Below are 21,006 nucleotides of genomic sequence, written 5' to 3' on the forward strand. Positions count from 1 at the left end.
TGCACGCGAAAAAAAAGCCATTATCGGCATCACGGGAAAGTGGTTATCCGCATCTTGGATCCATGGCGCGTGCCTCACCAGCACACTCACTTTGCCGACAGCGACATCTCGCTCAGCAATTCAGCCTCACGCAATAGATCGGCGGCAATCTCTTCCCCCCAGCGCGGATTGAGTTCGTTGCTGATGCCTGCTGCCGTCAGTGAATGCGTGATGCGATGCTTCACATCGAACACCGGGGCGGCCACCAGGGTGACGTTGGCGATATAGTTGCCCACGTCGATACTGAACTTTTGCGTTCGGGCGCGTTCCACGTCGGCCTTCCAGGACGCATAGTCGGGAGGCGATTCCCATCGCAGTGCGCGAAAGCGCTGCTCGATCTTGGCCCACGGCGAACGTGAAAACGCCGCGGCAAGTCGGCCAGTCGCGCTGATCAGCGCGGGAAACCGGCTGCCGACGTCCACGTGCAGTCTGAATGGCGCCTGCGACTTCGAAAGCGCCACCACGATCATGTGATCCAGATCCACCACTTCGGCCGCGATCGCGGTCACATTCCATTTGGCGGCGATGCGATCAAGTGCCGGCTGCACGATGGCGGGGAAGGTGTTGGTTTGCAAAGCGCTTCGCGCCAACGACAGCAGCCCCGAACCGAGCGAATAACGCTTGGTGCTTTCATCGACTTTCAGCAGCCCTTCGTCCACCAGTACGCGCACGATGTGCAGGCACGTGCTGGGCACCATGTCCAACGACTGCGCGATGGCCTTCACGCCCATGGGATTGGGCGCGCGCCCCAGCAACCGCATGATCGCCACGGCGCGCGACACGGCGGGCACGGCACGCAAGCGCGGACCGGCATCGGTGGGGTGGGGATCATCGTGAGGCTTGGGCGAAGGCATAGGGCGAGAGAGGCAAACGGAAAACCTGATTGTATGCGTACAACGCTTTATGCCGATTGACAAAGCGCAGGGTGAAGAAAAAAATGTGCCAGACACGTATCGCGCACGCGGACAGCGAAGTCCGCCCCCAATTCCGCGACACCCGACGTACCCCGCCCAGCGCAGGCAATAGTAGCGGGATGTGCTGCACACACCTCAAGGACTTCGATGACTGACGTGCCAGAGACCCCGATCAATATGCCAAACCACGACCGACCGGACGTCGAGGCAGCGTTGGCTGCTGCCGGTTGGAGGCGATTGAACGGCGGCACGTTCATGAATCACATCGGGCCGCTATGGACGACGAAAGATGAAGCGGATTGGCGCTACGGGCTTCAAGCCGATGCACGCCATCTGAATCCGGCCGGCCAGGTACATGGCGGCGTACTGCAAACGTTGATCGATCACGTACTGAGCCTCGTGGCATGGCGGGCGGTCGATCGACGTGCCTGCATCACGCTGCACACCGATTCGCAATTTCTATCCGGCGTATCGTCCGGCGAATTCATCGAGGCGCATGCGACCGAAACCCATCGCACACGAGGCATGATTTTCATGCGTGGCAGCCTGGCAGTCGGCACGCGCCCGGTGCTGCACGCACAAGGCATCTTCAAGATCCTGAGCGATCGCAACGGCGACAACGCGCGCCACATCACACCCTCGGTATAACGCATTTGGCAGAAGGCGCTACCGCTGCAAGCGCGCGGCAACGGGTGCCGGCGCGTTGCATGTCCGCGTGCGCTGAAGCAATCGTGCGTGGCAATCCGCCTCGCTTTAAACTGAGCGTTAGTTGTACTAATACAATCCTATAACGCTATTGACAACCTTGTTCAAGACGATCATATTGACTCCAACGCTCGCTACTTCCTCGCCCCATCATGCAAAAACTCACAGACTTCACCCGCTATGCCGATGCACAAGCCCACTACGCGCCGCAGAAGCTTTGGGATGTGTTCGATGGCGATCGCGAGTCGTTCAACATCGCGCACGAATGCGTCGATCGGCACGTTGCCGGAGATCGTGAGGCGATCGTCGTCGTGCAGGCCGATGGCGGCGAGGTGCACATCAGCTTTGCCGAGCTGGCCGCACTGTCGAACCGATTCGCCAATTACCTCATCGGTCGCGGCATCGCCACCGGCGATCGCGTGGCGATCATGCTCGAGCCGTCACTGGCGTTTTATGTGGCGATCTTCGGGGCGATGAAGTCGGGCGCGATTGCGGTGCCGCTCTTTACACTTTTCGGACCCGACGGTATCCGCTTGCGCGTCAACGACTGCGCGCCGAAGATCCTGCTCACCAATCAGGATAAAGCGGCGATGTCGTCGGGCATCGACGGCGTCGATGTCGTGATTGCTGACGCAGCATTCATGCAGCAGCTCGATACCTTTTCAGATGCGTTTCAGCCGCACACCCGCGCCGACGACTACGCGATCTTCCAATACACCTCTGGCACCACCCGCGAGCTGCCTGCGGCAGTCAAGCACAAGCACCGCGCTCTGGTCACGTTGATGCTGGCCGCGCTGTATGGCACCGGTATCCGCCCGGGCGATCGTTTCTTCTGCCCGTCTTCGCCTGCTTGGGGGCATGGCCTTTGGCACGGTACCTTGGCGCCATTGGCCCTGGGGGTAACGATCGGCGCCTACGCAGGAAAGTACGATGCCGAGCGCCTGCTGCGAGCCTTGCAGGACGGCCGGTTCAACAACATTTCGGCCGCCGCCACCCATTTCAGAATGATGCGCAATGCCGGTGTCGCGGACCGCTACACCTACGCCTTGCAAAAGCTTTCGTTTACCGGCGAGCCGATGGATAGCGAAACGGAAGACTTCGTGCGCGCAACGTTTGGCTGCCCCGTATGCAGCATGTACGGCACCACCGAGATCGGTGTGGTGCTGGTGAACTATCCAGGCGCACCGGATTTCAAGGTTAAACCCGGCTCGTTGGGCAAGGCGGTACCCGGCGGGCGCGTCGAGGTTCAGGATCCGCAAGGTCACGCCTGCCCACCCGGGCAAACCGGCGAGCTCAAGGTGTGGCGCAACGAGGCGTGGGTGGCCACCAAGGATCTGGGCCGAGTCGATGCCGAGGGCTACTTCTATCATGCCGGCCGCGCGGACGACGTGATCATTTCCGCCGGATGGACCATGAGTGCCGTGGAGATCGAGGACGCGATTCTCAAGCATCCCGACGTACGCGATGTGGCCGCCATCGGTGTGCCGGACAACATCCGCGGCCAGGTCGTCAAGGCATTCGTCGTTACCCAGCGCAGCGGCGGCGATGCCTTCGTCAAGGAAATCCAGGACCTCGTGCGCAGCCGATTGAGCCAGCACGAATATCCCCGCCATGTGGTGTTCGTCGACGAATTGCCGAAAACGCCGGCGGGAAAAGTAAATCGAAAAGTACTGCGGGACCAGGAGCGTGTAGCGCAATCCGCTTGAACACGAGAATGCTTGAAAACTAGACCAGGAGACACAGCATGGCCGCTCAATTAGCCGAGAGAAGTTTTCCCAAAATCACCGAGAACGGTCTCGATGCCTTGCGGGAACGCATCGGCAGGAAAATCGACAACACCGCCGAACCCTGGTGCTACGAAGCCACCCGCGACAACATTCGCCACTATGCGCACGGCATTGGGGATGACAATCCACTGTGGTGCGATCCTGCGTATGCGGCCAAAACCAAATACGGCGGCATCATCGCGCTGCCCAGTTTCCTGTTTGCCACCGACCGCATCGTGTCGGGGTATGTGGGTGGGCTGCCGGGTGTGCATGCGATGTGGTCGGGCGCGGACTGGACGTGGCACAAACCCGTGCATCGCAACGATGAAATCCGTACCGAAGCCTATCTGAAAGAACTCATCGAGCACGAAACGCGTTTTGCCGGCCGTGCCGTTCAGCAGATCTATCACGTCGACTTCTTCAATCAGCAAGGCGACAAGGTTGCCGAAGCGGACAGCTGGTGCTTTCGCACCGAGCGCGATCATGCGCGCGAGCAGGGCACCAAATACAAAGAAGTGCGCGCCAAGGCGCCACGCCGGTATTCGAAAGAAGAAATCGCCGAGGCGTACAACCTGTATCGCAATGAGGAAGTGCGCGGTTCCACGCCGCGTTATTGGGAAGACGTGACGGAGGGCGAGGCCTTGCCTGTGATGTTCAAGGGACCGATGACCGTAACCGGCTTCATCGCTTACGCCCAAGGGTGGGGCGGACTCTACATCCGTGCCAACAAACTCGCCTGGAAGTTGATCGACGCGCATCCCGGCGTGGGCATTACCAATCGTTTTGGCATTCCGGACGTACCGGAACGGGTGCACTGGGAAGAAGACTTCGCGTTGGAAGTCGGTGCCCCCGGCGCCTATGACTACGGGCCGGAGCGCACTTCATGGCTCACCCATCACCTGACCAACTGGATGGGCGATGAGGGCTTCCTGCGCCGCGCCAGTTGCAAGATCCGCCGCCACAACCCGGAAGGCGACATGTTGTTCATCAAAGGGCACGTCAAGCGTAAATTCGTCGAAGACGGCAAGCATCTGGTCGAGATCGAGCAGGAAGCGCGCAATCAGAATGACGAGCTCTCGGTACTGGGTTCCGGTGTGGTCGAGTTGCCCAGCCGAGGCTAGTGCCCGGCGGGTCTGCGGGGGCCCTCGATGGTCGCCGCAGTAAGAAAGATGGAGACAGGAGAGTGAGTCATGAGTGGAGCGCTGAGCGGCATCCGTGTCGTTGACCTATCGCGTATTCTCGCCGGCCCGATGTGCGCGCAGATCCTTGCCGATCACGGTGCGGACGTCATCAAGATCGAGCCGCCCACCGGCGACGACACGCGTACGCTCGGCCCCCCATTCAACGCCAATGGCGATGCGGCTTACTTCTCCGCCATCAACCGCGGCAAGCAATGCATCACGATCGATCTGGCGGCACCCGCCGGGCGCGACATTCTCTATCGTCTGCTGGACCGCGCCGATGTACTGATCGAAAATTTTCTGCCCGGTACCCTTGAGAAGTGGGGCATCGCCAGCGACGGCTGGCTGGAGAATCGCTTTCCCCGCCTCATCCATTGCAGCATCAGCGGCTTTGGCGCCGATGGTCCGCTGGGCGGCATGCCGGGTTACGACGCCGTGTTGCAAGCCATGTGCGGCATCATGAGCGTCAACGGCGAAAAAGCCAGCGGTCCAACGCGCGTGGGCATTCCGGTGGTGGACCACCTCACCGCCTATACCGCGCTCAGCGGCATCCTGATGGCGCTGCATCAACGCCACGTCACCGGCCGCGGGCAGTTCGTCGAGGCAACCTTGTTCGACGCCGCGCTGAGCCTGTTGGTGCCGCACGCTGCCAATTACTTCGAGTCCGGCCGCGAACCGGGCCTCACCGGCAGCGCTCACCCGAATATTTCGCCCTACGACCGCTACCGATGCGGCGACGGCGAGGTGTTTCTGGGGATCATGAACAAGCCCCAATTCGACAAATTCTGCGCCGTGGTGTCTCGCCCGGATCTTGCGGCCAATCGCGACTACGCCACCAACGCATCGCGGATCCAGCATCGGGAGGCACTGCGTGCCGAAATCGAAGGTGCGTTGGCGGACTGGACGCGCGCCGCACTGTGCGACCGCCTGATGCGCGTTGGGGTGCCGGTCGGCCCAATCCATTCGGTATCCGAAGCTTTCGCACAACCCCATGCCTTGCATCGGGGCATGACTGTCGAGCGCCCCGGATATCGCGGCGTCGGTCTGCCGATTCGTTTACACCAAAGCCCTGGTTCGCCAGGAAAAAATCCTTCGTCCTTCAATGCCGATGCTGCACGTGTGCTGAAAGATGCAGGCTACTCACCAGAAGACGTTCAACAATTTTTGGCCGATGGCGTGATCTTGAATAGGGACACTCAAACCGGCTGATTGTTTTGCGATAAAAACGAAGGAGACATCCATGAAGACGTTGTGCAAGCTGGTGACGACGCTGTTGCTGCTAATGGGGTACGGCCACGTGTCTGCCCAAGGCTATCCCGATCACGCCATCAAGATCATCGTGCCGTATCAGGCGGGGCAGGGCACTGATGTGGCCACGCGCTATATCGCCGATCAGTTGAGCCACGCCCTCAAGCAAAGTGTGTATGTGGAAAACAAAGCCGGCGCCGCCGGCAACATCGGCACCGCCGAAGCGTCGCGCGCTACAGGCGACGGCTATACGTTGGTGATGGGCACCAATGGCACCCATGTGCTGAATCAATTTCTGTACAACTCGGTGGGTTACGACCCGGCGAAGGATTTCGAGCCCATCATCCTCGTCAGCACGTTCCCGATGGTGCTGCTGGCCAATCCGAATGCCAAGCTCGGTACGTTGCAGGACGTATTCGCCGCGGCGGCCAAGGGCACGAAAGGGGCCGAGATCGCCATGCCCAGCACCACGGCGCGCCTGGTGCTCGAGCTGATGAAGGAACGCGGCAAGGTGCCGCTTTTCGGGGTGCCGTACAAAGGCAGCAGCACGGCCGCCACAGATGTGATCGGAGGCCAGTTGCCCATGTTGATCGACACCGTCAGCGCCGCGCGTGCCTTCGTGGAAAGCAACAAGCTGCGCGCCATCGCCGTCACGTCCAAGCAACCCTCGGCGCTGCTGCCGAACGTGCCCACGGTGTCATCCCAAGGCTTGCCCGATTTCGAGGTGGTCGCCTGGAACGGCTTGTACGCGCCCAAAGGTACGCCGCCGGCCGTCATCCAAAAACTCAATGCCGAAGTCACCAAGATTCTGGCACGTGAAGACGTACAGAAACGCCTGCTTGAACTGGGACACGAACCAGCTGGCGGCAGCGCGGCAAAGCTGGGAGATTTCGCAGCAGCCGAACGCACGAAGTGGGCACCGTTGATCGAACGTGCCGGCATCAAGGCCGAGTGACGGCTATCGCACGTAGCTGTACACCGTCGCGCGCGATACCCCCATATGCGCGGCGGCGATCTCCATGCCGCGACGAATGTCGAGGTAACCGGCTTTCTTCAGCTCCTGCACCAGTTGCTTGCGCTCGGCAGGCTTCAGTGCCCGCGCCGTGGTGGCACGCGCTGCGGCAAACGCATCCACCTGATCGCGAATCCGGTCGGAATTGCTGGCGTCCAGGGTTTCATGCACATCCTTGCTCTGCACTTGCGAAAATTGCGTGAGCGCCGCCTGGAAACTATTGAATAGCGTCAGATCCACATTCAAGCACAGCGCCGCCACATATTCGCCATCTTCGTTTTTGATGCCGATGGATGTGCTTTTCACCTGGCGGCCATCGGCAAACTGATTGGCATAGTTGGGAATCACGGCGGGGTAATCCGGGTCCTGAATGCGCGCCAGCCCGAGTTCCGTCACGGATTGCCCCACACTGCGCCCGCTCAGGTTGTTTTCGATGAAGTAAATCGCGTTCTTGGGATGGCTCAGGTCGTGGACCACCACCTCGCAAAACGGCGCGAATGTCTGCCCCAGCCCCTCGGCAATCGTTTGCAACTCGCTCAACAGCAGCGAATTGGACGGTTTTTTCGATGTGTTTTTCATATCGGGAATATACCTTCGTCACGCTGAAAATTGGACGTTTTGTCCAGAAGTCGCTTCGATAAGGGTAAATCCGGACGGTTTTAGCTTAGACAATTTGTCCTGAGCTGGATATATTGTCTGCATGACGACGATTTCTCTCCCCACCGAACCGACGCCTGCGAAGGCCACGCCTCACGTGTCGAACACGTTATTGCTCATTCCCGCACCAGACGTGCTGGCACTGCTGGACCGGCAAGCCACGATCGACGTCGTGCGTCAGGCGTTCGTCCAGCACAGCGCCGGGACCGGCCGCGTTTTTCCGATGATTCGGCAGTCGGTGGGCACCAACGCGGTATTCGGCATTAAGGCGGGCGACATCGCCATGCACAACGTGCTGGGATTCAAGGCCGCCGGGTTCTGGCCCGCCAACGCCGCCGTTTCACGCGGCGCCCATCAGGCCACGATCATGCTGTTCGATCCTGCCACCGGACGGCCGGTATGTCTGCTCGATGGCAACCACGTCACCACGCTGCGCACAGGTGCGGCCGGCGCCATCGGCATCGATCTATTCGCTCGTCAGGATATCGAACGCGTGTGTGTGTTCGGTACCGGCGTGCAAGCGCAGATTCATCTCGAGTACGCCCTGCAGGTGCGGCCCGGCTTGAGGTCAGTGACCTACATTACCCCCACGGGCGAGCCGGACGCCGCCTTCGAATCTGCTAATACGCAACGATGTCGCATTCAGCATGCTGCGGATGCCGATCGCGCGGTGGGTCAGGCAGATCTGGTGATCACCGCGACGCCCAGCCGCACGCCGCTTTTTTCAAATGAGGCGGTGCGCGCGGGCACGCACATCAACGCCGTAGGCGCCGATACCGTTGGCAAACGCGAATTGCCCGAGGGCTTGCTGCCGCGTGCCAGCCTGTTCGTTGACGACGCGCGCCAGTCATCCACCGTGGGGGAAGGGCAGTGGGCTCCCGATTGCCCGGCAACCGAGATCGGCGCAGTCATTCAGCGCGACATACCGTATGCGCGCGCACCCGACGCCATCACCGTCTTCGACATGACCGGCCTGGCGCTTCAAGATCTCGTCGTGGCGCAAATGCTGTTCGATCGGGCCCGAGAAACCCAGCGTGGCATGGAAATCGTCTGGCCCTGGTGAGCCACCGCACCCGCCTTCACGACAAAGCTAACCGCACTAGTCGAACGCCTTCCAATATTTCCTTCTTCTTTTGGACCTTCATGACCTCGTCGCAAGCCCCTGTCTATCTCGATCCGCACACCGGCAAGACTTATCCATTGTCGGATATCCGGTGGCGCTCGGACGACAACCATCCGATGATGATTTCGCCATTGCCCGGCATCGGCCGCGACGATATCGATATGCGCCAACGCTCGATCTGGCGTTACCAGGCGGCATTGCCGGCGCCGATCGGCCATGCGGTCACCCTGGGCGAAGGATGTACGCCGCTGGTTCAGCGCGAGTGGGGCACGGCGCGCCCTTATTTCAAGCTCGAGTGGTTCAACCCCACGTGCAGTTTCAAGGATCGCGGCGCGGCCGTGATGGTGTCGTGGTTGCAGCAGCAGGGTGTGCCAAAGATCCTGGAAGACAGCTCGGGCAATGGCGGGGCAGCCATCGCGGCGCTCGGTGCCGCCGCCGGCATGAAGGTCAAAATCCTGGCGCCGGCCTACACGCCTATCGCCAAGGTGGCGCAAATCCGCGCATTCGGTGCTGAAGTTCAGCTGGTGGAGGGACCGCGCGAAGAATCCGAATACGAAGCGATCCGGCAATCCGAAGCAATTTTCTACGCCAGCCACAACTGGCATCCTTTCTTTCTCCAGGGCACGAAGTCGCTGGCCTATGAAATATGGGAAGACCTCAACTTCGAAGCGCCCGATAACGTGATCATTCCCACCGGCGCAGGCAGCAACGTGCTGGGGTGCTACATCGGTTTCAACGAATTGCTGGCCGCCGGCCAGATCAAGAAACTGCCGCGTTTGTTTGCGGCGCAGCCGCTCAATTGCTCGCCCATCGATGCCTGCTTCACCGCCGGGGTCGATACGCTCACCGATCGTGAGGTCAAGCCCACGATCGCCGAAGGCACGGCGATCAAGCGTCCCGTGCGCCTGATGGAAAACCTGAAGGCGATCCGCGACACCAACGGCCAGACTGTGGCGCTTACCGAGGATCAGATCCGCGATGCCGTACGCAAGATGGCTGCAATGGGCTTGTATGTGGAGCCGACCTGCGCGTCGGCGGCCGCTGCCATCGACGTGCTGATGGCCCGCGGTGCGATCAAGTCTACCGACACCACCGTCGCCATCATGACGGGCACGGGACTGAAATCCACGCAGTTCATGACCGAATTGTTCGGACAGCCGTGAAGCTGTCTTCGCGCACAAGGAAACCAAGATGAACGATTACCTGCAACGCGCGCAACGCGACCTCGATGATCTCGTCGCCATTCGCCGCGATATCCACGCCCATCCCGAACTGGGGTTCGAAGAAACACGTACTTCGAAGCTGGTGGCCGACAAGTTGCGCGACTGGGGTATCGAGATCGAGACCGGTGTGGGCAAGCTGGGCGTGGTGGGTACGATTCGCGGCAAGCGCGAGGGCAGCGGCGCCATCGGACTGCGTGCCGACATGGACGCGCTGGCCATGACGGAAACCAATGCGCTATCGCACGCGTCCACCCACAAAGGCGTGATGCACGCCTGCGGACATGACGGGCACACGACGATGCTGCTGGGTGCGGCGCGCGAACTCGCCCGCAACCCCGACTTCGCGGGCACGGTGCACGTGATTTTTCAGCCGGCCGAAGAAGGGCGGGGCGGGGCACTGGCCATGCTTGAAGCCGATCTCTTCAACCGCTTTCCGTGCGATCGCATCTACGGGCTGCACTCCTATCCCACCATGCCGGTGGGCCAGTTCGGCACGCGACCGGAGGCCTTCATGGCAGCGTCCGGACGCTGGCAGGTGACGTTTTCCGGCACGGGCGGGCACGGCGGGATGTCGCCGCATCTGGCGTCGGACATTACCGTGGCACAAGCCAACTTCATCCTTGGCTTGCAAACCATCGTGTCGCGCAATGTGCCGCCGGATCAGACGGCGATCATCAGCGTGGGCCACATTCAGGGCGGTGACCCTGAAGCCATGAACGTGATGCCTGCCACCTTGAAGATCTCCGGCACGATGCGCGCCTTCAGCCCCGACGTGCAGCAGTTGCTCGGGCAGCGCATTACCGAGATGGCGCATGCCCATGCGGCCATTCAGGGCGCGACAGCAACCGTCAAATGCTGGTGGAACACGGCAGCGGTGATCAACGACGAGCACGTCACGCAAGCCGCCGTGCAAGCGGCCACACGGGTGGTCGGCCAGGATGCCGTCGATGGCGACATGCACCGGCTCACCGCCGGCGAAGATTTCTCGTGGCTGATGCAAAAGCGGCCCGGCGCGTTCGTCTTCATTGGCAACGGTGTGCGCGAGGGTGATGGCGGGGGCAACCTGCACATGCCCAATTATGACTTCAACGACGACGCCATTCCTTATGGCGTGGCGTATTGGCTGTCGGTGGTCGACGGCGAATTGGGAACGGCCACGAGCCGGTAGCCATCGGCGGAAGGCGATGCACCGCAATGGTTAAGGCGCGGTGCCATTTGCATCCGTATTGAATCAAGTACGTGTCTTACGCATCAAAAATCGAGAAGCAAGCGTTTCATGCATTGAATACCTGAACGATTAGAAATCAGGCGTTGGGACAGCGAGGCAGTCGGTCACTCAGTCAGTTGTGCTTCATAACATTCCATGGGGAAGTAAACATGTTCAACGCTCGATTCATTACCACCTTGCGCCGTACGCTGGCGCTCGCCACCGTTACGTCGGCCACCGCGCTTGCACCGCTCGCCGCGCACAGCGCCGAATCGACGTGGCCCGACAAGCCGGTGACCGTGATCGTGCCGTCGGCCGCGGGCGGCGGCGCCGATGTCTTGACCCGCATCGTCATCACGCATCTGGCACGCGCCACTAATCAAACCTTCGTGATCGAAAATCGTCCGGGCGCGGGCGGCGCGATCGGCATGACGCAAATCAAACGCGCCGCGCCCGATGGCTATACCTTGGGCTACGGCAATCTGAATACACTCGCCGTCAACCCGTCGCTATTCAACAAGCTTGCGTACGATCCATCGAAGGACTTCGCTTTTATCGGGCCGATGTTCACACTGCCCAATCTATTGGTAGTGCGGGCGGACGCGCCCTATAAGTCGGTCGCCGACCTGGTCGCGGCAGCCAAGGCCAAACCGGGCAAATTGTTCTGGGCGGCAGCCAATCTGGGCAGCAGCGGGCATATGGGCGGCGAGCTTTTCAAGCGCATGGCGGATATCGATGCGTCGTACGTGCCGTACAACGGCGATCCCGCCTCACTTACTGATCTGGTCGGCGGCCAATTGGACTTTGCCATTACCAATGCGCCGATTGCCTGGCCCCTGGTGCAAGCCGGCAAACTGCGCGCACTGGCCATCACGAGCTCAACCCGGGTGCCCCTGTTTCCCAATATCCCCACAATGGACGAATCGGGGCTCAAGGGTTATGACAATGGCGCCTGGGGTGGTCTGATTTTCCCGGCCGGCACGCCGCAACCCATCGTCGATCGCGCCAGCGCCGTTCTGGAAAAAGTCATGAACTCCGACGGCGTGAAAGACGATCTGGCCAAGGCCTTTGCCACGCCCACGCCCGGCACGCAACCCGACTTTGTGCGCTTCGTCGCCGCCGAACAAAAGAAGTGGGCCGACGTGATCGCCAGCGCCAATATCGAGAAGCAAAACTAACCATGCCCTTATCTCCCAGCGGACCGCGTATCGGCATTCTTGGTTTTGCGATCGAATCGAATCGCTTCGCGCCAGTTTCTACTCGCGAAGATTTCGAGGCGCGCGCCTACCTGAGCGGCGACGCATTGATGACCGACGCGCGCAGCGCGGCTCCTGCCATGACGCCCGAAATTCCGGCGTTCGTGCGCGACATGGACGCGGCTGGTGCGTGGATCCCAATGCCGATTCTCTTCGCCAACGCAGAGTCGGGCGGTCCGGTGGATCATGGGTTTTTCACCGACACGCTGAATGCGTTCGAAGCAGGCCTGCGTGCTGCCTTGCCGCTCGATGCGGTCTATATCTGCGAGCACGGGGCCGCCATCACTACTGCCTGCGACGATCCGGACGGCGCCGTCTTCGCGCTCGTGCGGCGCACCGTGGGCGATGGCGTGCCAGTCGTGGCCACCGTCGACCTGCATGCGAACGTGTCTGATCTGATGGTCGATAGCGTCGACACCCTGATCTCGTACCGTCGCAATCCGCACGTGGACATGGCCGAACGCGGCGCCGACGCCGCCCGTGTCTTGCGCGAATTGATGGCCGGCGGCGAAGTCGCCGTGGCGCACGTGCGCGCCGGCGGCGAAGTCGCCGTGGCGCACGTGCGCATGCCCGTCTGTGCGCCGCCCACGCAATTGCTCACCGCACCGGGCACCGGACCGTATGCCGACATGATCGAAGCCGCTGAAGCCTGGCTCGACGATCCGCGCATCATCAATATCTCCGCCGTTGCGGGATTTGTTTATGGCGACACACCCAAGAATGGCATGACGGTGATCGTGAGCACGCGCAACGATGCCGCCCTGGCCAAACAAATCGCGCAGGATCTTGCGCTCCCGGCATGGCACGCCCGGTCGGCGTTTTCACCCGCCTTGACCTCGCTGGCGCATGCCGTGGAAATGGCGCGCGACGCGGGTGCGAATCCAAGACTGCCGGCGCTTTGCCTGGCCGACGTGGCCGACAATCCTGGCGGGGGTGGGCGGGGTAACACGCCTTATCTCCTGCAGGCCTTGCTGGCAGCGGGCGCCAAACACGTCATCATGGGCGTCATCACCGATGCGGCATTGTGCGCGGAAGCCCACCAGTTGCCGATCGGCGCGTCGTTTACGGCGCGGTTCAATCGGGATGACGCAACCCTGTATTCCGAAGCCTTCGAGGCACAGGCCACGGTGGTGAAACACCATGCCGGGCAGGGCGTTGGCCGACGCGGACAACTCGCCGGTTGCCGATTCGACCTGGGGCCTTCGGTGCTGCTGGACATCGGCGGCATCAGCGTGGTCGTCATTACCAATCGCCATCAATGTCACGAGCCGATGTTTTTCGAGATGTTCGGCCTGGACATCGCTGCCGCCCGCACCGTTGTCGTGAAGTCGCGTGGGCATTTTCGAGCGGCCTTCGACGAGTTCTTCAAACCCGCACAAATCTATAGCGTGGATGCGCCGGGTCTGACGTCGCCGGTATTGTCCCGATTCGATTTTCGGCGCCTGCCGCGTCCAGTGGTGCCGATGGATGACATGGCGACGTGGTCGCCCAACGTCCGGGTGCTCGCGAAGCGCAAGCTGCTCTGAAAGACATCGACTGTTGCCGAATCATGCAGCAGGCATTGCCGAATTTAGAATGCTCGGCATTCTCTGCGTATTGACGTCGATGGCTATAGCAGTTCCCGCACCAGAGGCTTCAGTCAGTTTCAAGCAAGGAAACCCTACAATCCCCGCGCCGTTCACTGATGGACGGCGTTGTTCTAATTGAATGTGGGATTGTTATGCAAGCAAAAGCGCCGCACGTGCCGCTATGGGCACGTATCTGGCTGGCCGTGCTCGGACTGATCATTTTGGCAGCCGGCCTGTTCTTCGTGGTCCAGGGCTACCAATTGGTTGCGTTGAAGGGCAGCTGGTATTTCCTGGTCGCCGGCGTGGTGATGGCCGTGGCTGGTGTGCAGATTGCGCGCGCCCGTCCGTCGGGTGCCGTGGCGTTCGCCCTGGTCTTCGCCGGCACGCTCATCTGGTCACTGATCGACGTGGGCCTGGATTTCTGGCCGCTGATCTCGCGGCTGATGGTGCCGGCCGGCATGGCCATCGCCGTGGCCGCATCGTTTCCGCTGTTGCGCCGCGCCGTCGGTCAGCCCTCGGCTTGCAAACCCGCCGGCGTGGTGACGGCAGTGCTCGCCATCGGCTTTGCGGCCGCGTTCTGGGGCATGTTCCAGCCGCATCCCACGGTGGTCGCGTCGGGTGCGGCACCCGCCCTGGTGCCGGTCGCGGCCGACGCCGCACCGGCAAACTGGGAGCATTACGGCAACACGCCCGGTGGGTCACGCTTCGCCGCGCTCGATCAGATCACCCGCGATAACGTCAAGGATCTGCAGGTCGCCTGGACGTACCGTACGGGCGATACACCGCAAAGCCCCGGCGGCAATGGTGCCGAGGATCAATTGACGCCGCTGCAGGTGGGCGATCGCGTGTTTGTGTGCACCCCGCACAACAACGTCATCGCGCTGGACGCGAGCACGGGCAAAGAAGTGTGGAAGACCGAAATCAACGCGCAGCAGAAGAAATGGATGCGCTGCCGTGGTTTGGCCTACTTCGACGCCGAGCGCGATATCGTGCAACCCACGGTGGCCGGATCTACGCCAGTCAAAGTGGCTGCGCTGGGCGCGGATGCCGTGTGCAAGCAACGCATCCTGATGAACACCATCCAGTCCGAGCTGATTGCGCTGGATGCCCGTACCGGCGCGTTTTGCCCGGACTTCGGTGTGAATGGCCGTGTGGATCTCAAGCAGCACATCGGCAAGGGTGTGGAATCGGGCCAGTACTCGCTCACCTCGGCACCAACGCTTGCCGGCACCACGGTTGTGGTGGGTGGACGCGTTGCTGACAACGTGGCGACCGATATGCCGGGCGGCGTCATGCGCGGCTTCGACGTCATGACGGGTGAACTGCGCTGGGCGTTCGATCCCGGTAACCCCGACACCACGACGTTGCCGGCGTCGGGCGACACCTATACGCGATCGACCCCCAATGTGTGGGCGCCGATGTCGTACGACCCGCAATCGAACACCGTATTCATGCCGGTCGGCAGCGCCGCCATCGACCTGTGGGGCGTGAAACATACCGCGCTGGATCGTAAGTACGGCGCCTCGATGCTCGCCATCGACGGCACCACCGGGCGTGAAAAGTGGGTGTACCAGACGGTGCACGACGACCTGTGGGATTTCGACGTTCCCATGCAGCCCAGCTTCATCGACTTCCCGAACGGGCAGGGCGCCAGCACCCCCGCATTGATCTTCGGTACCAAGGCCGGCCAGATCTTCGTGCTGGATCGCGCCACCGGCAAACCGCTCACCAAGGTTGAAGAACGCGCCGTGAAACCGGGCAATATGCCCGGCGAAACGTATTCGCCCACGCAGCCGTTTTCGGTGGGCATGCCGCAGATCGGCGCCGATACCCTCACCGAATCGGATATGTGGGGTGCAACGCCTTTCGATCAACTGCTGTGCCGCATCAAGTTCAAGTCGATGCGCTATGACGGCTTGTTCACGCCTCCCGGTACCGATGCGTCGCTCAACCTGCCTGGCTCGTTGGGCGGAATGAATTGGGGCGGCATGTCGATCGATCCCACCAGCCACTACGCGTTCATCAACGACATGCGCGTAGGTCTGGAAGTGCAGTTGATTCCGCAGACGCCCAAGGCGAACGGCCCGAAGAACGACGGTGGCGAAGCCGCGAACATCTCGGGCGCCGGCGTGCCGCTGATCGGTACACCTTACGCCATCAACGCCAAGCTGCGCTTTGTGTCGCCCCTGGATATTCCATGCCAGAAGCCGCCTTTCGGTACGCTCACGGCGGTGAATCTGAAGACGCAGAAGATTGCCTGGCAAGTGCCGATAGGCACGGTGAAAGACACCGGTCCCATGGGCATCAAAATGGGCATGCCGATGGAAGTGGGCATGCCCACCATCGGCGGCACGTTGGCCACCCAAGGCGGGCTGGTCTTCATCGCCGCCACGCAGGACTACTACCTGCGCGCTTACGACAGCCACACCGGCCGCGAAGCCTGGAAGGCCCGTCTGCCGGTGGGAAGCCAAGGCACGCCCATCAGCTACAAAGCGCCTGCCACAGGCAAGCAATTCGTCGTCATCTCTGCGGGCGGGGCACGCAACTCGCCGGATCGTGGCGATTACGTGATTGCCTACGCGCTGCCGAAATAAACCGGCGGTTCATGCCCGTTCGGCAGGACAACATGGCGGCTTCGGCCGCCATATTTTTTTAGGAAGATGCTTCTTATGACGCCCTCCGACGCAATCGCTGTCATCGCGGACACGACCTTTACCCGCGACACGCTCACCGATTGCCTGGCCGATCGCGGTCGCGCGTTGACGTTCGAGCGGTGCGTATTCGATGATGAAGACCTGTCACGGCTCGATCTGCATGCGTGCCGATTTCTGCAATGCACGTCAGCTTGCGCAATGCGCACACCAAACTCACGCGGTTTGATGGCGCGGATCTGCGCGATGCCGATATTGGCGGACTCAAGGTGCTCGACGCGCAACTGTTTCGCAATGCGATGATCTCGGCCGATCAGGCAGCCGAACTACTGAAAGCGTGGGGATTGGTTGTGGCTTGAGCCTGGATTATCATGATCGACGCGGGCGTCATGGTCCCGTTAGCGTTCAGGAGAAGCAGCCATGCAGGCTGAAGTGCTGTTGGCATATTGCGCATTTGCCGCCGTGTCGGTGGTCAGCCCGGGGCCTGCTACGGTGCTGGCCATCCGAAATGCCTTGAGCGGCAGCATGCGTGGCGTGTTTTACGGCGCGCTCGGCAATATGGCCGGCCTATTTTGCCTGTCGGCGGCGTCCATGCTCGGATTGGGGGTGCTGTTGCGCACCTCAGCCACATTGTTCCTGGCGGTCAAGATTATTGGCGCGGCGTATTTGTTCTACCTGGGATTCAAACAGTTGCGGGGCCGCGCGTCGATCGTGATCGACGATGCTGGCGCCATGCCGCAGCGCGCTGCCTGGTCGTACTTCCGCGAAGCGGTTGGACTGGCGCTCACCAATCCCAAACCGATCTTGTTTTTCGCGGCCTTGTTTCCGCAATTCGTGGCGCCAAGCGCGCCGTTACTGCCGCAGTTTTTCGTGCTCACCGGCATTTTCATGCTGATGTCGCTGTGCTCGCTGCACATCTACGCGCTGATGGCGCGTCAAGCCCGCAACGCACTCACCCGCCCTCGGGTTGTGCGTTGGGTGGATCGCGTGACGGGAGCGATTTTTGTGTCGTTTGGTGCGGCGTTGCTGGCGCTGAAGCGGATTGCACCGTAAAAAGGCGCTCGACGCATCGTTCGGGGCGATCGAATCAGCGTTTTATTTTTCTCTTCACGATGAGCTCAGGTCACGTGCAGGATTTTCCTTCTGTCGGGGAGGATACTATTGGCTATGAACTTACCAGACCCCCATCATCGTCACGACGCGGTCGCCAAGCGGCTGAAACGCGCGGAGGGCCATCTGCGAAGCGTATTGAAAATGATGGAAGACCAACGCCCTTGTCTGGAGCTGGCGCAGCAGCTACATGCGGTTGAAAAAGCCATCTCACAAGCCAAGAAAACCCTCATCCAGGATCACATCGATCACTGCCTCGAGCACGCAATTGGAAACGCAGGGGAGGGGCAGCGGGAAACGATCGATGAGTTCAAAGCCATCACCAAGTATCTTTGATTCGGCTTGAACGGCGACTGATCGGTCAACCGTAAACCGTAAGCCGTTCAGCCTTCTCCGGGCGCATTACGGCCGCGCCTGCATCCCCAGCCAGCCGTGCAACCCCACATAAATGCCGACAGCAATTATCAGGACGCTCGAAAAGTACGGCGCGCGGCGCGCCAGGGTCGAAAGCCAGGCATATCGTTTGGTCGCGTGGCGTACGCTCAACGCAGCAATGGCGCCCACGGTGACCAAGGTCAGGGCCAAACCAATTGAGAAACAGAGCACCAGCACCGCGCCCAGCGTGAATTCTTTTAACTGAAGACAGAGCAACAACACGGTAATCGCAGCAGGGCAGGGGATCAGTCCCCCGGTAAGCCCGAACAGCGCGATCTGCCAATTGGTGACCTTTTTGTCTGCGAAGCGTCGTTGAATGTCATTGGCATGCGCCAATTGATGGGCGTCTTGAAAGCCGTCGTCGGGAAGGTCAAGTCTGCGGCGGAGTTGGGCCGTCTCGTCTGTGCGGCGAGCATCAGGATGATGGTTATCTTCGTGGGCATGTCCATGATCATGATCGCGGCTATGGCTGTGGCTACCACCATGGCCGTGACCGTGGCTATGACCGTGGCTATGGCCGTGGCTATGGCCGTTGCTATGACCATGATCGCGATCGTGCGCGCTGCGTGGATGTTGCTCGCGCCACGTCCGCCAGAACATCCACGCGGCGATCGACACGATGACCACGCCGGAAGCAAGTTGGAAATAAGGCTCGAGCGCTTCGGCATCGACGCCTCGCCACAGATACATGCCGCCCAATCCAATGCCCCACACGATAAGTGTGTGCGAAATGGTGGCGGTGACGCCAAGCAAAACGGCCTGGCCTACGGTGCCACGAATGGCCACAATGAACGCCGCCATCATGGTTTTGGAATGGCCTGGCTCCAGACCGTGCAGTGCGCCAAGCAATATGGCGCTGGGGATGAACAGCCACGCGTGGGCGGTACCTTGCGCGAGGAGGGTGGAGAACGAAAGCATCGTGGGAGTTCCTTGACGTGAGGCCGCAATGGCTTCGATCTTATCCCCCCGGGGGGGATAAGTGGCAAAAGCCTGCGCTCAGGTAAGGGTCATGCAATAGGGTGCAAAATCACCACAAAGGGGTCGGCGCTCTGGCTAACTTGGCACACGTAAGATCGGGACAGGATAAAAAATGCAGCGCGACGTCAATTCTGAATAAAATATGGTAACTGAGTAGATTTTCTGCGGAACATCGTCATGTCTGAACAAAAAGTGGGATACGCGTGGATAGTTGAAAACTTGAGGCTCAAGACCACTCGATCATTCCTGCCCGCCAAGGTGACGGCCAGCACGCGCGCACTTCACAATTTGGGCGATCAACTCCTGGTGCCACCTCACATTGCACCATCCGATGAAGATCCAATCTCCCATCTGGAGTTTGCGCTTAAACACCAAAAAGTCGATCTCGAAAGCATTCAGGCCGCATCGCTGGCCTTAGATCCTGCTCACGTCCAAGCGCGAATCAATGAGCGTCCAAGCGGCTTATATTTACGTCAAATCGGCGTACTCTTCGAACACTTCACCGGACATTCCCTCGACGTTTCCAGCCCAACGGCAAAGTATGTAGATCTGTTCGACGATAGCTACTATATCTGTGGTGTCGCTCGCCGCAACGCCAAGTACCGCGTTAACGTCAACGGCCTTGGACCGCTTTCATATTGTCCCATCGTACGTCGAACGCCCGCAATCACAAGACTCGTCGCGCGAGATCTGTTCGCAGATCTCGATCGCTTCGTCGAATCTGTAGGCGGAACGAAACATCTCGATCGCGCATTGGGTTGGGCTTATCTCGACGAAACAAGGGGGTCGTTCCAAATCGAGCGCGATCCACCGTCGGACGATCGCGCACGCCGCTTTGTGCAACTACTTCATCAAGCCCATCAAGGGATGCCGCTCACAGAAGCATACCTAGCTGAATTGCAGTCCAGCATTATTCGTAGCCCGCATCATCAAGAGGTAGCATTCCGCCATCAACAAAACTGGTTGGCTAGCGCGTCCCGATCTGCTGCTGTAAACGTGACCTATATACCGCCAGCACCAGAACCTCTAGAGGCGTTGATGGCCGACTTCATGGCCTTTGCGAATGCTCCGGCGCAGGGTGACGGCAATAATGCGCTGATCAAAGCAATGCTCGTGTCGTTTGGCTTCGTCTTCAACCATCCATTCATGGATGGAAACGGACGAATTTCAAGATTTTTGGTTCATCACAGTCTGTGTCGCGCAGGTGTGCTTCAGCAGGGATTGATCTTGCCGATTTCAGTAGCGATGCAACATCACGAGGGTGACTATCTATCGGCATTGAAGAGTGTCAGTGCTCCCATTCGCGATCTCTGGGAAGTGGCTGTGATCGATGAGCGGGCGCTTCGGACGACATTCAATGGATCGGCAGATCCGTATCGGTATTGGGACGCCACCGCGACTGTCGAGTTTGGTTTGCAAATGGCGCATTACGCGCTTGATCACTCGCTCCTGGAAGAAAGTGAATTCCTAAAGCGCTTCGACATCGCCCGAAAAGCGGTCGAGCGAAGCTACGATATTCAGAATCGAGACGTGGTCAATCTTGTTCGGATGGCGTACGACACGCGAGGCGTGTTGTCGAAAAACCGCCGCAAGCAATTTGCCGATCGCGTCGAGCCGGAAGTACTTGACGCCATTGAACGGGCGGTCACGGCAGCATTCTTTCCCGACATTGATATAGAGCCAGTCGCGGTCACAAAGCCGAACGCGGATGAGAGCACGCGCTAGCGAAAGGCAATTCGCCGTTTTGCCAATCAATCCTTGCGACCGCCGCGATATCCAAATGCAATCGCCAAGACAATGCCGGCGGTGATGCCGATAAGCATGCTCTCGAGCGCCAGTCCGACGCCCACCCCTGCGGCGATGCCGCTTACTAAGCTGAGTCCTTGATTCATGCGATAAGTATAACGGCGACTGTCGCGCGAAACGTGCCCCC

At 60.4% G+C, this 21,006-nt stretch carries 19 protein-coding genes; 15 read left to right on the forward strand and 4 right to left on the reverse strand.

The window, feature by feature from the left end:
• Nucleotides 1-86 precede the first annotated feature (86 nt).
• Nucleotides 87-893, reverse strand: a complete 807-nt coding sequence (locus tag EYW45_RS17185) for an IclR family transcriptional regulator (protein WP_161136648.1) — start codon at nucleotides 891-893, stop codon at nucleotides 87-89.
• A gap of 207 nt (nucleotides 894-1,100) precedes the next feature.
• Here EYW45_RS17185 and EYW45_RS17190 point away from each other — a divergent pair, with 207 nt between their 5' ends.
• The 5 genes from EYW45_RS17190 to EYW45_RS17210 all read left to right on the forward strand — a co-directional run bounded on the left by EYW45_RS17190 (nucleotide 1,101) and on the right by EYW45_RS17210 (nucleotide 6,808).
• A complete protein-coding gene (locus EYW45_RS17190) occupies nucleotides 1,101-1,601 on the forward strand; it encodes a PaaI family thioesterase (RefSeq protein ID WP_161136649.1) in 501 nt (166 codons plus the stop codon).
• A gap of 209 nt (nucleotides 1,602-1,810) precedes the next feature.
• Complete coding sequence (locus EYW45_RS17195) at nucleotides 1,811-3,364, forward strand: acyl-CoA synthetase (protein ID WP_161136650.1); 1,554 nt, start codon at nucleotides 1,811-1,813, stop codon at nucleotides 3,362-3,364.
• A 38-nt stretch (nucleotides 3,365-3,402) separates the two neighbouring features.
• Complete coding sequence (locus EYW45_RS17200) at nucleotides 3,403-4,545, forward strand: FAS1-like dehydratase domain-containing protein (protein WP_161136651.1); 1,143 nt, start codon at nucleotides 3,403-3,405, stop codon at nucleotides 4,543-4,545.
• Nucleotides 4,546-4,614: 69 nt separating this feature from the next.
• On the forward strand, nucleotides 4,615-5,814 hold the full coding sequence (locus EYW45_RS17205) for a CaiB/BaiF CoA transferase family protein (protein WP_161136652.1): 1,200 nt from the start codon (nucleotides 4,615-4,617) through the stop codon (nucleotides 5,812-5,814).
• Nucleotides 5,815-5,845: 31 nt separating this feature from the next.
• Nucleotides 5,846-6,808 (forward strand): Bug family tripartite tricarboxylate transporter substrate binding protein, encoded by a 963-nt coding sequence (locus EYW45_RS17210; protein WP_161136653.1) that lies wholly within the window; start codon nucleotides 5,846-5,848, stop codon nucleotides 6,806-6,808.
• A 3-nt stretch (nucleotides 6,809-6,811) separates the two neighbouring features.
• Here EYW45_RS17210 and EYW45_RS17215 read toward each other — a convergent pair whose 3' ends face one another.
• On the reverse strand, nucleotides 6,812-7,444 hold the full coding sequence (locus EYW45_RS17215) for a helix-turn-helix transcriptional regulator (protein WP_161136654.1): 633 nt from the start codon (nucleotides 7,442-7,444) through the stop codon (nucleotides 6,812-6,814).
• Nucleotides 7,445-7,565: 121 nt separating this feature from the next.
• Here EYW45_RS17215 and EYW45_RS17220 point away from each other — a divergent pair, with 121 nt between their 5' ends.
• The 9 genes from EYW45_RS17220 (at nucleotide 7,566) to EYW45_RS17260 (ending at nucleotide 17,996) form a co-directional block, all read left to right on the forward strand.
• Nucleotides 7,566-8,585 (forward strand): ornithine cyclodeaminase family protein, encoded by a 1,020-nt coding sequence (locus EYW45_RS17220; RefSeq protein WP_161136655.1) that lies wholly within the window; start codon nucleotides 7,566-7,568, stop codon nucleotides 8,583-8,585.
• Between the two features lie 80 nt (nucleotides 8,586-8,665).
• Nucleotides 8,666-9,808, forward strand: a complete 1,143-nt coding sequence (locus EYW45_RS17225) for a threonine synthase (RefSeq protein WP_161136656.1) — start codon at nucleotides 8,666-8,668, stop codon at nucleotides 9,806-9,808.
• 28 nt (nucleotides 9,809-9,836) lie between these two features.
• Nucleotides 9,837-11,036 carry a M20 aminoacylase family protein gene (locus EYW45_RS17230; protein WP_161136657.1) on the forward strand — a complete coding sequence of 400 codons (1,200 nt, stop codon included), beginning with the start codon at nucleotides 9,837-9,839 and terminating at the stop codon, nucleotides 11,034-11,036.
• A 209-nt stretch (nucleotides 11,037-11,245) separates the two neighbouring features.
• Nucleotides 11,246-12,253, forward strand: a complete 1,008-nt coding sequence (locus EYW45_RS17235; RefSeq protein WP_202444772.1) for a Bug family tripartite tricarboxylate transporter substrate binding protein — start codon at nucleotides 11,246-11,248, stop codon at nucleotides 12,251-12,253.
• Between the two features lie 2 nt (nucleotides 12,254-12,255).
• Nucleotides 12,256-13,857, forward strand: coding sequence for a M81 family metallopeptidase (locus EYW45_RS17240; RefSeq protein WP_161136658.1), 1,602 nt, complete (start codon nucleotides 12,256-12,258; stop codon nucleotides 13,855-13,857).
• A 194-nt stretch (nucleotides 13,858-14,051) separates the two neighbouring features.
• A complete protein-coding gene (locus EYW45_RS17245) occupies nucleotides 14,052-16,493 on the forward strand; it encodes a membrane-bound PQQ-dependent dehydrogenase, glucose/quinate/shikimate family (RefSeq protein ID WP_161136659.1) in 2,442 nt (813 codons plus the stop codon).
• A gap of 239 nt (nucleotides 16,494-16,732) precedes the next feature.
• The gene (locus tag EYW45_RS17250; RefSeq protein ID WP_161136660.1) at nucleotides 16,733-16,909 is read left to right on the forward strand and encodes a hypothetical protein; all 177 of its coding nucleotides are present in this window, start codon (nucleotides 16,733-16,735) and stop codon (nucleotides 16,907-16,909) included.
• Between the two features lie 61 nt (nucleotides 16,910-16,970).
• Nucleotides 16,971-17,603 carry a LysE family translocator gene (locus tag EYW45_RS17255; RefSeq protein WP_161136661.1) on the forward strand — a complete coding sequence of 211 codons (633 nt, stop codon included), beginning with the start codon at nucleotides 16,971-16,973 and terminating at the stop codon, nucleotides 17,601-17,603.
• A gap of 114 nt (nucleotides 17,604-17,717) precedes the next feature.
• On the forward strand, nucleotides 17,718-17,996 hold the full coding sequence (locus EYW45_RS17260) for a metal-sensing transcriptional repressor (protein ID WP_161137086.1): 279 nt from the start codon (nucleotides 17,718-17,720) through the stop codon (nucleotides 17,994-17,996).
• A 66-nt stretch (nucleotides 17,997-18,062) separates the two neighbouring features.
• Here the strand turns inward: EYW45_RS17260 and EYW45_RS17265 are convergent, their stop codons facing one another.
• Nucleotides 18,063-19,013, reverse strand: a complete 951-nt coding sequence (locus EYW45_RS17265; protein ID WP_161136662.1) for a nickel/cobalt efflux protein RcnA — start codon at nucleotides 19,011-19,013, stop codon at nucleotides 18,063-18,065.
• Between the two features lie 237 nt (nucleotides 19,014-19,250).
• On the opposite strand from EYW45_RS17265, the gene EYW45_RS17270 reads away from it, so the two are divergent.
• Nucleotides 19,251-20,798: a Fic family protein gene (locus EYW45_RS17270; protein WP_161136663.1), complete on the forward strand. Its 1,548-nt coding sequence runs from the start codon at nucleotides 19,251-19,253 to the stop codon at nucleotides 20,796-20,798.
• 26 nt (nucleotides 20,799-20,824) lie between these two features.
• On the opposite strand, the gene EYW45_RS24340 is transcribed toward EYW45_RS17270, so the two are convergent.
• Nucleotides 20,825-20,965, reverse strand: a complete 141-nt coding sequence (locus tag EYW45_RS24340) for a hypothetical protein (RefSeq protein ID WP_202444773.1) — start codon at nucleotides 20,963-20,965, stop codon at nucleotides 20,825-20,827.
• Nucleotides 20,966-21,006: the final 41 nt, after the last annotated feature.

Source organism: Schauerella aestuarii, from assembly GCF_009866805.1.
Lineage (GTDB): Bacteria > Pseudomonadota > Gammaproteobacteria > Burkholderiales > Burkholderiaceae_B > Schauerella > Schauerella aestuarii.

What these genes read in the sequence shown, in the direction of transcription:
- EYW45_RS17255 (WP_161136661.1), top strand. Translation starts at nt 16,971, where the DNA reads ATGCAGGCTGAAGTGCTGTTGGCATATTGCGCATTTGCCGCCGTGTCG.
- EYW45_RS17220 (WP_161136655.1), top strand. Translation starts at nt 7,566, where the DNA reads ATGACGACGATTTCTCTCCCCACCGAACCGACGCCTGCGAAGGCCACG.
- EYW45_RS17225 (WP_161136656.1), top strand. Translation starts at nt 8,666, where the DNA reads ATGACCTCGTCGCAAGCCCCTGTCTATCTCGATCCGCACACCGGCAAG.
- EYW45_RS17270 (WP_161136663.1), top strand. Translation starts at nt 19,251, where the DNA reads ATGTCTGAACAAAAAGTGGGATACGCGTGGATAGTTGAAAACTTGAGG.
- EYW45_RS17215 (WP_161136654.1), bottom strand. Translation starts at nt 7,444, where the DNA reads ATGAAAAACACATCGAAAAAACCGTCCAATTCGCTGCTGTTGAGCGAG.
- EYW45_RS17250 (WP_161136660.1), top strand. Translation starts at nt 16,733, where the DNA reads ATGCACGTCAGCTTGCGCAATGCGCACACCAAACTCACGCGGTTTGAT.
- EYW45_RS17260 (WP_161137086.1), top strand. Translation starts at nt 17,718, where the DNA reads ATGAACTTACCAGACCCCCATCATCGTCACGACGCGGTCGCCAAGCGG.
- EYW45_RS17230 (WP_161136657.1), top strand. Translation starts at nt 9,837, where the DNA reads ATGAACGATTACCTGCAACGCGCGCAACGCGACCTCGATGATCTCGTC.
- EYW45_RS17240 (WP_161136658.1), top strand. Translation starts at nt 12,256, where the DNA reads ATGCCCTTATCTCCCAGCGGACCGCGTATCGGCATTCTTGGTTTTGCG.
- EYW45_RS17195 (WP_161136650.1), top strand. Translation starts at nt 1,811, where the DNA reads ATGCAAAAACTCACAGACTTCACCCGCTATGCCGATGCACAAGCCCAC.
- EYW45_RS17205 (WP_161136652.1), top strand. Translation starts at nt 4,615, where the DNA reads ATGAGTGGAGCGCTGAGCGGCATCCGTGTCGTTGACCTATCGCGTATT.
- EYW45_RS17245 (WP_161136659.1), top strand. Translation starts at nt 14,052, where the DNA reads ATGCAAGCAAAAGCGCCGCACGTGCCGCTATGGGCACGTATCTGGCTG.
- EYW45_RS17190 (WP_161136649.1), top strand. Translation starts at nt 1,101, where the DNA reads ATGACTGACGTGCCAGAGACCCCGATCAATATGCCAAACCACGACCGA.
- EYW45_RS17200 (WP_161136651.1), top strand. Translation starts at nt 3,403, where the DNA reads ATGGCCGCTCAATTAGCCGAGAGAAGTTTTCCCAAAATCACCGAGAAC.
- EYW45_RS17235 (WP_202444772.1), top strand. Translation starts at nt 11,246, where the DNA reads ATGTTCAACGCTCGATTCATTACCACCTTGCGCCGTACGCTGGCGCTC.
- EYW45_RS17185 (WP_161136648.1), bottom strand. Translation starts at nt 893, where the DNA reads ATGCCTTCGCCCAAGCCTCACGATGATCCCCACCCCACCGATGCCGGT.
- EYW45_RS17210 (WP_161136653.1), top strand. Translation starts at nt 5,846, where the DNA reads ATGAAGACGTTGTGCAAGCTGGTGACGACGCTGTTGCTGCTAATGGGG.
- EYW45_RS24340 (WP_202444773.1), bottom strand. Translation starts at nt 20,965, where the DNA reads ATGAATCAAGGACTCAGCTTAGTAAGCGGCATCGCCGCAGGGGTGGGC.
- EYW45_RS17265 (WP_161136662.1), bottom strand. Translation starts at nt 19,013, where the DNA reads ATGCTTTCGTTCTCCACCCTCCTCGCGCAAGGTACCGCCCACGCGTGG.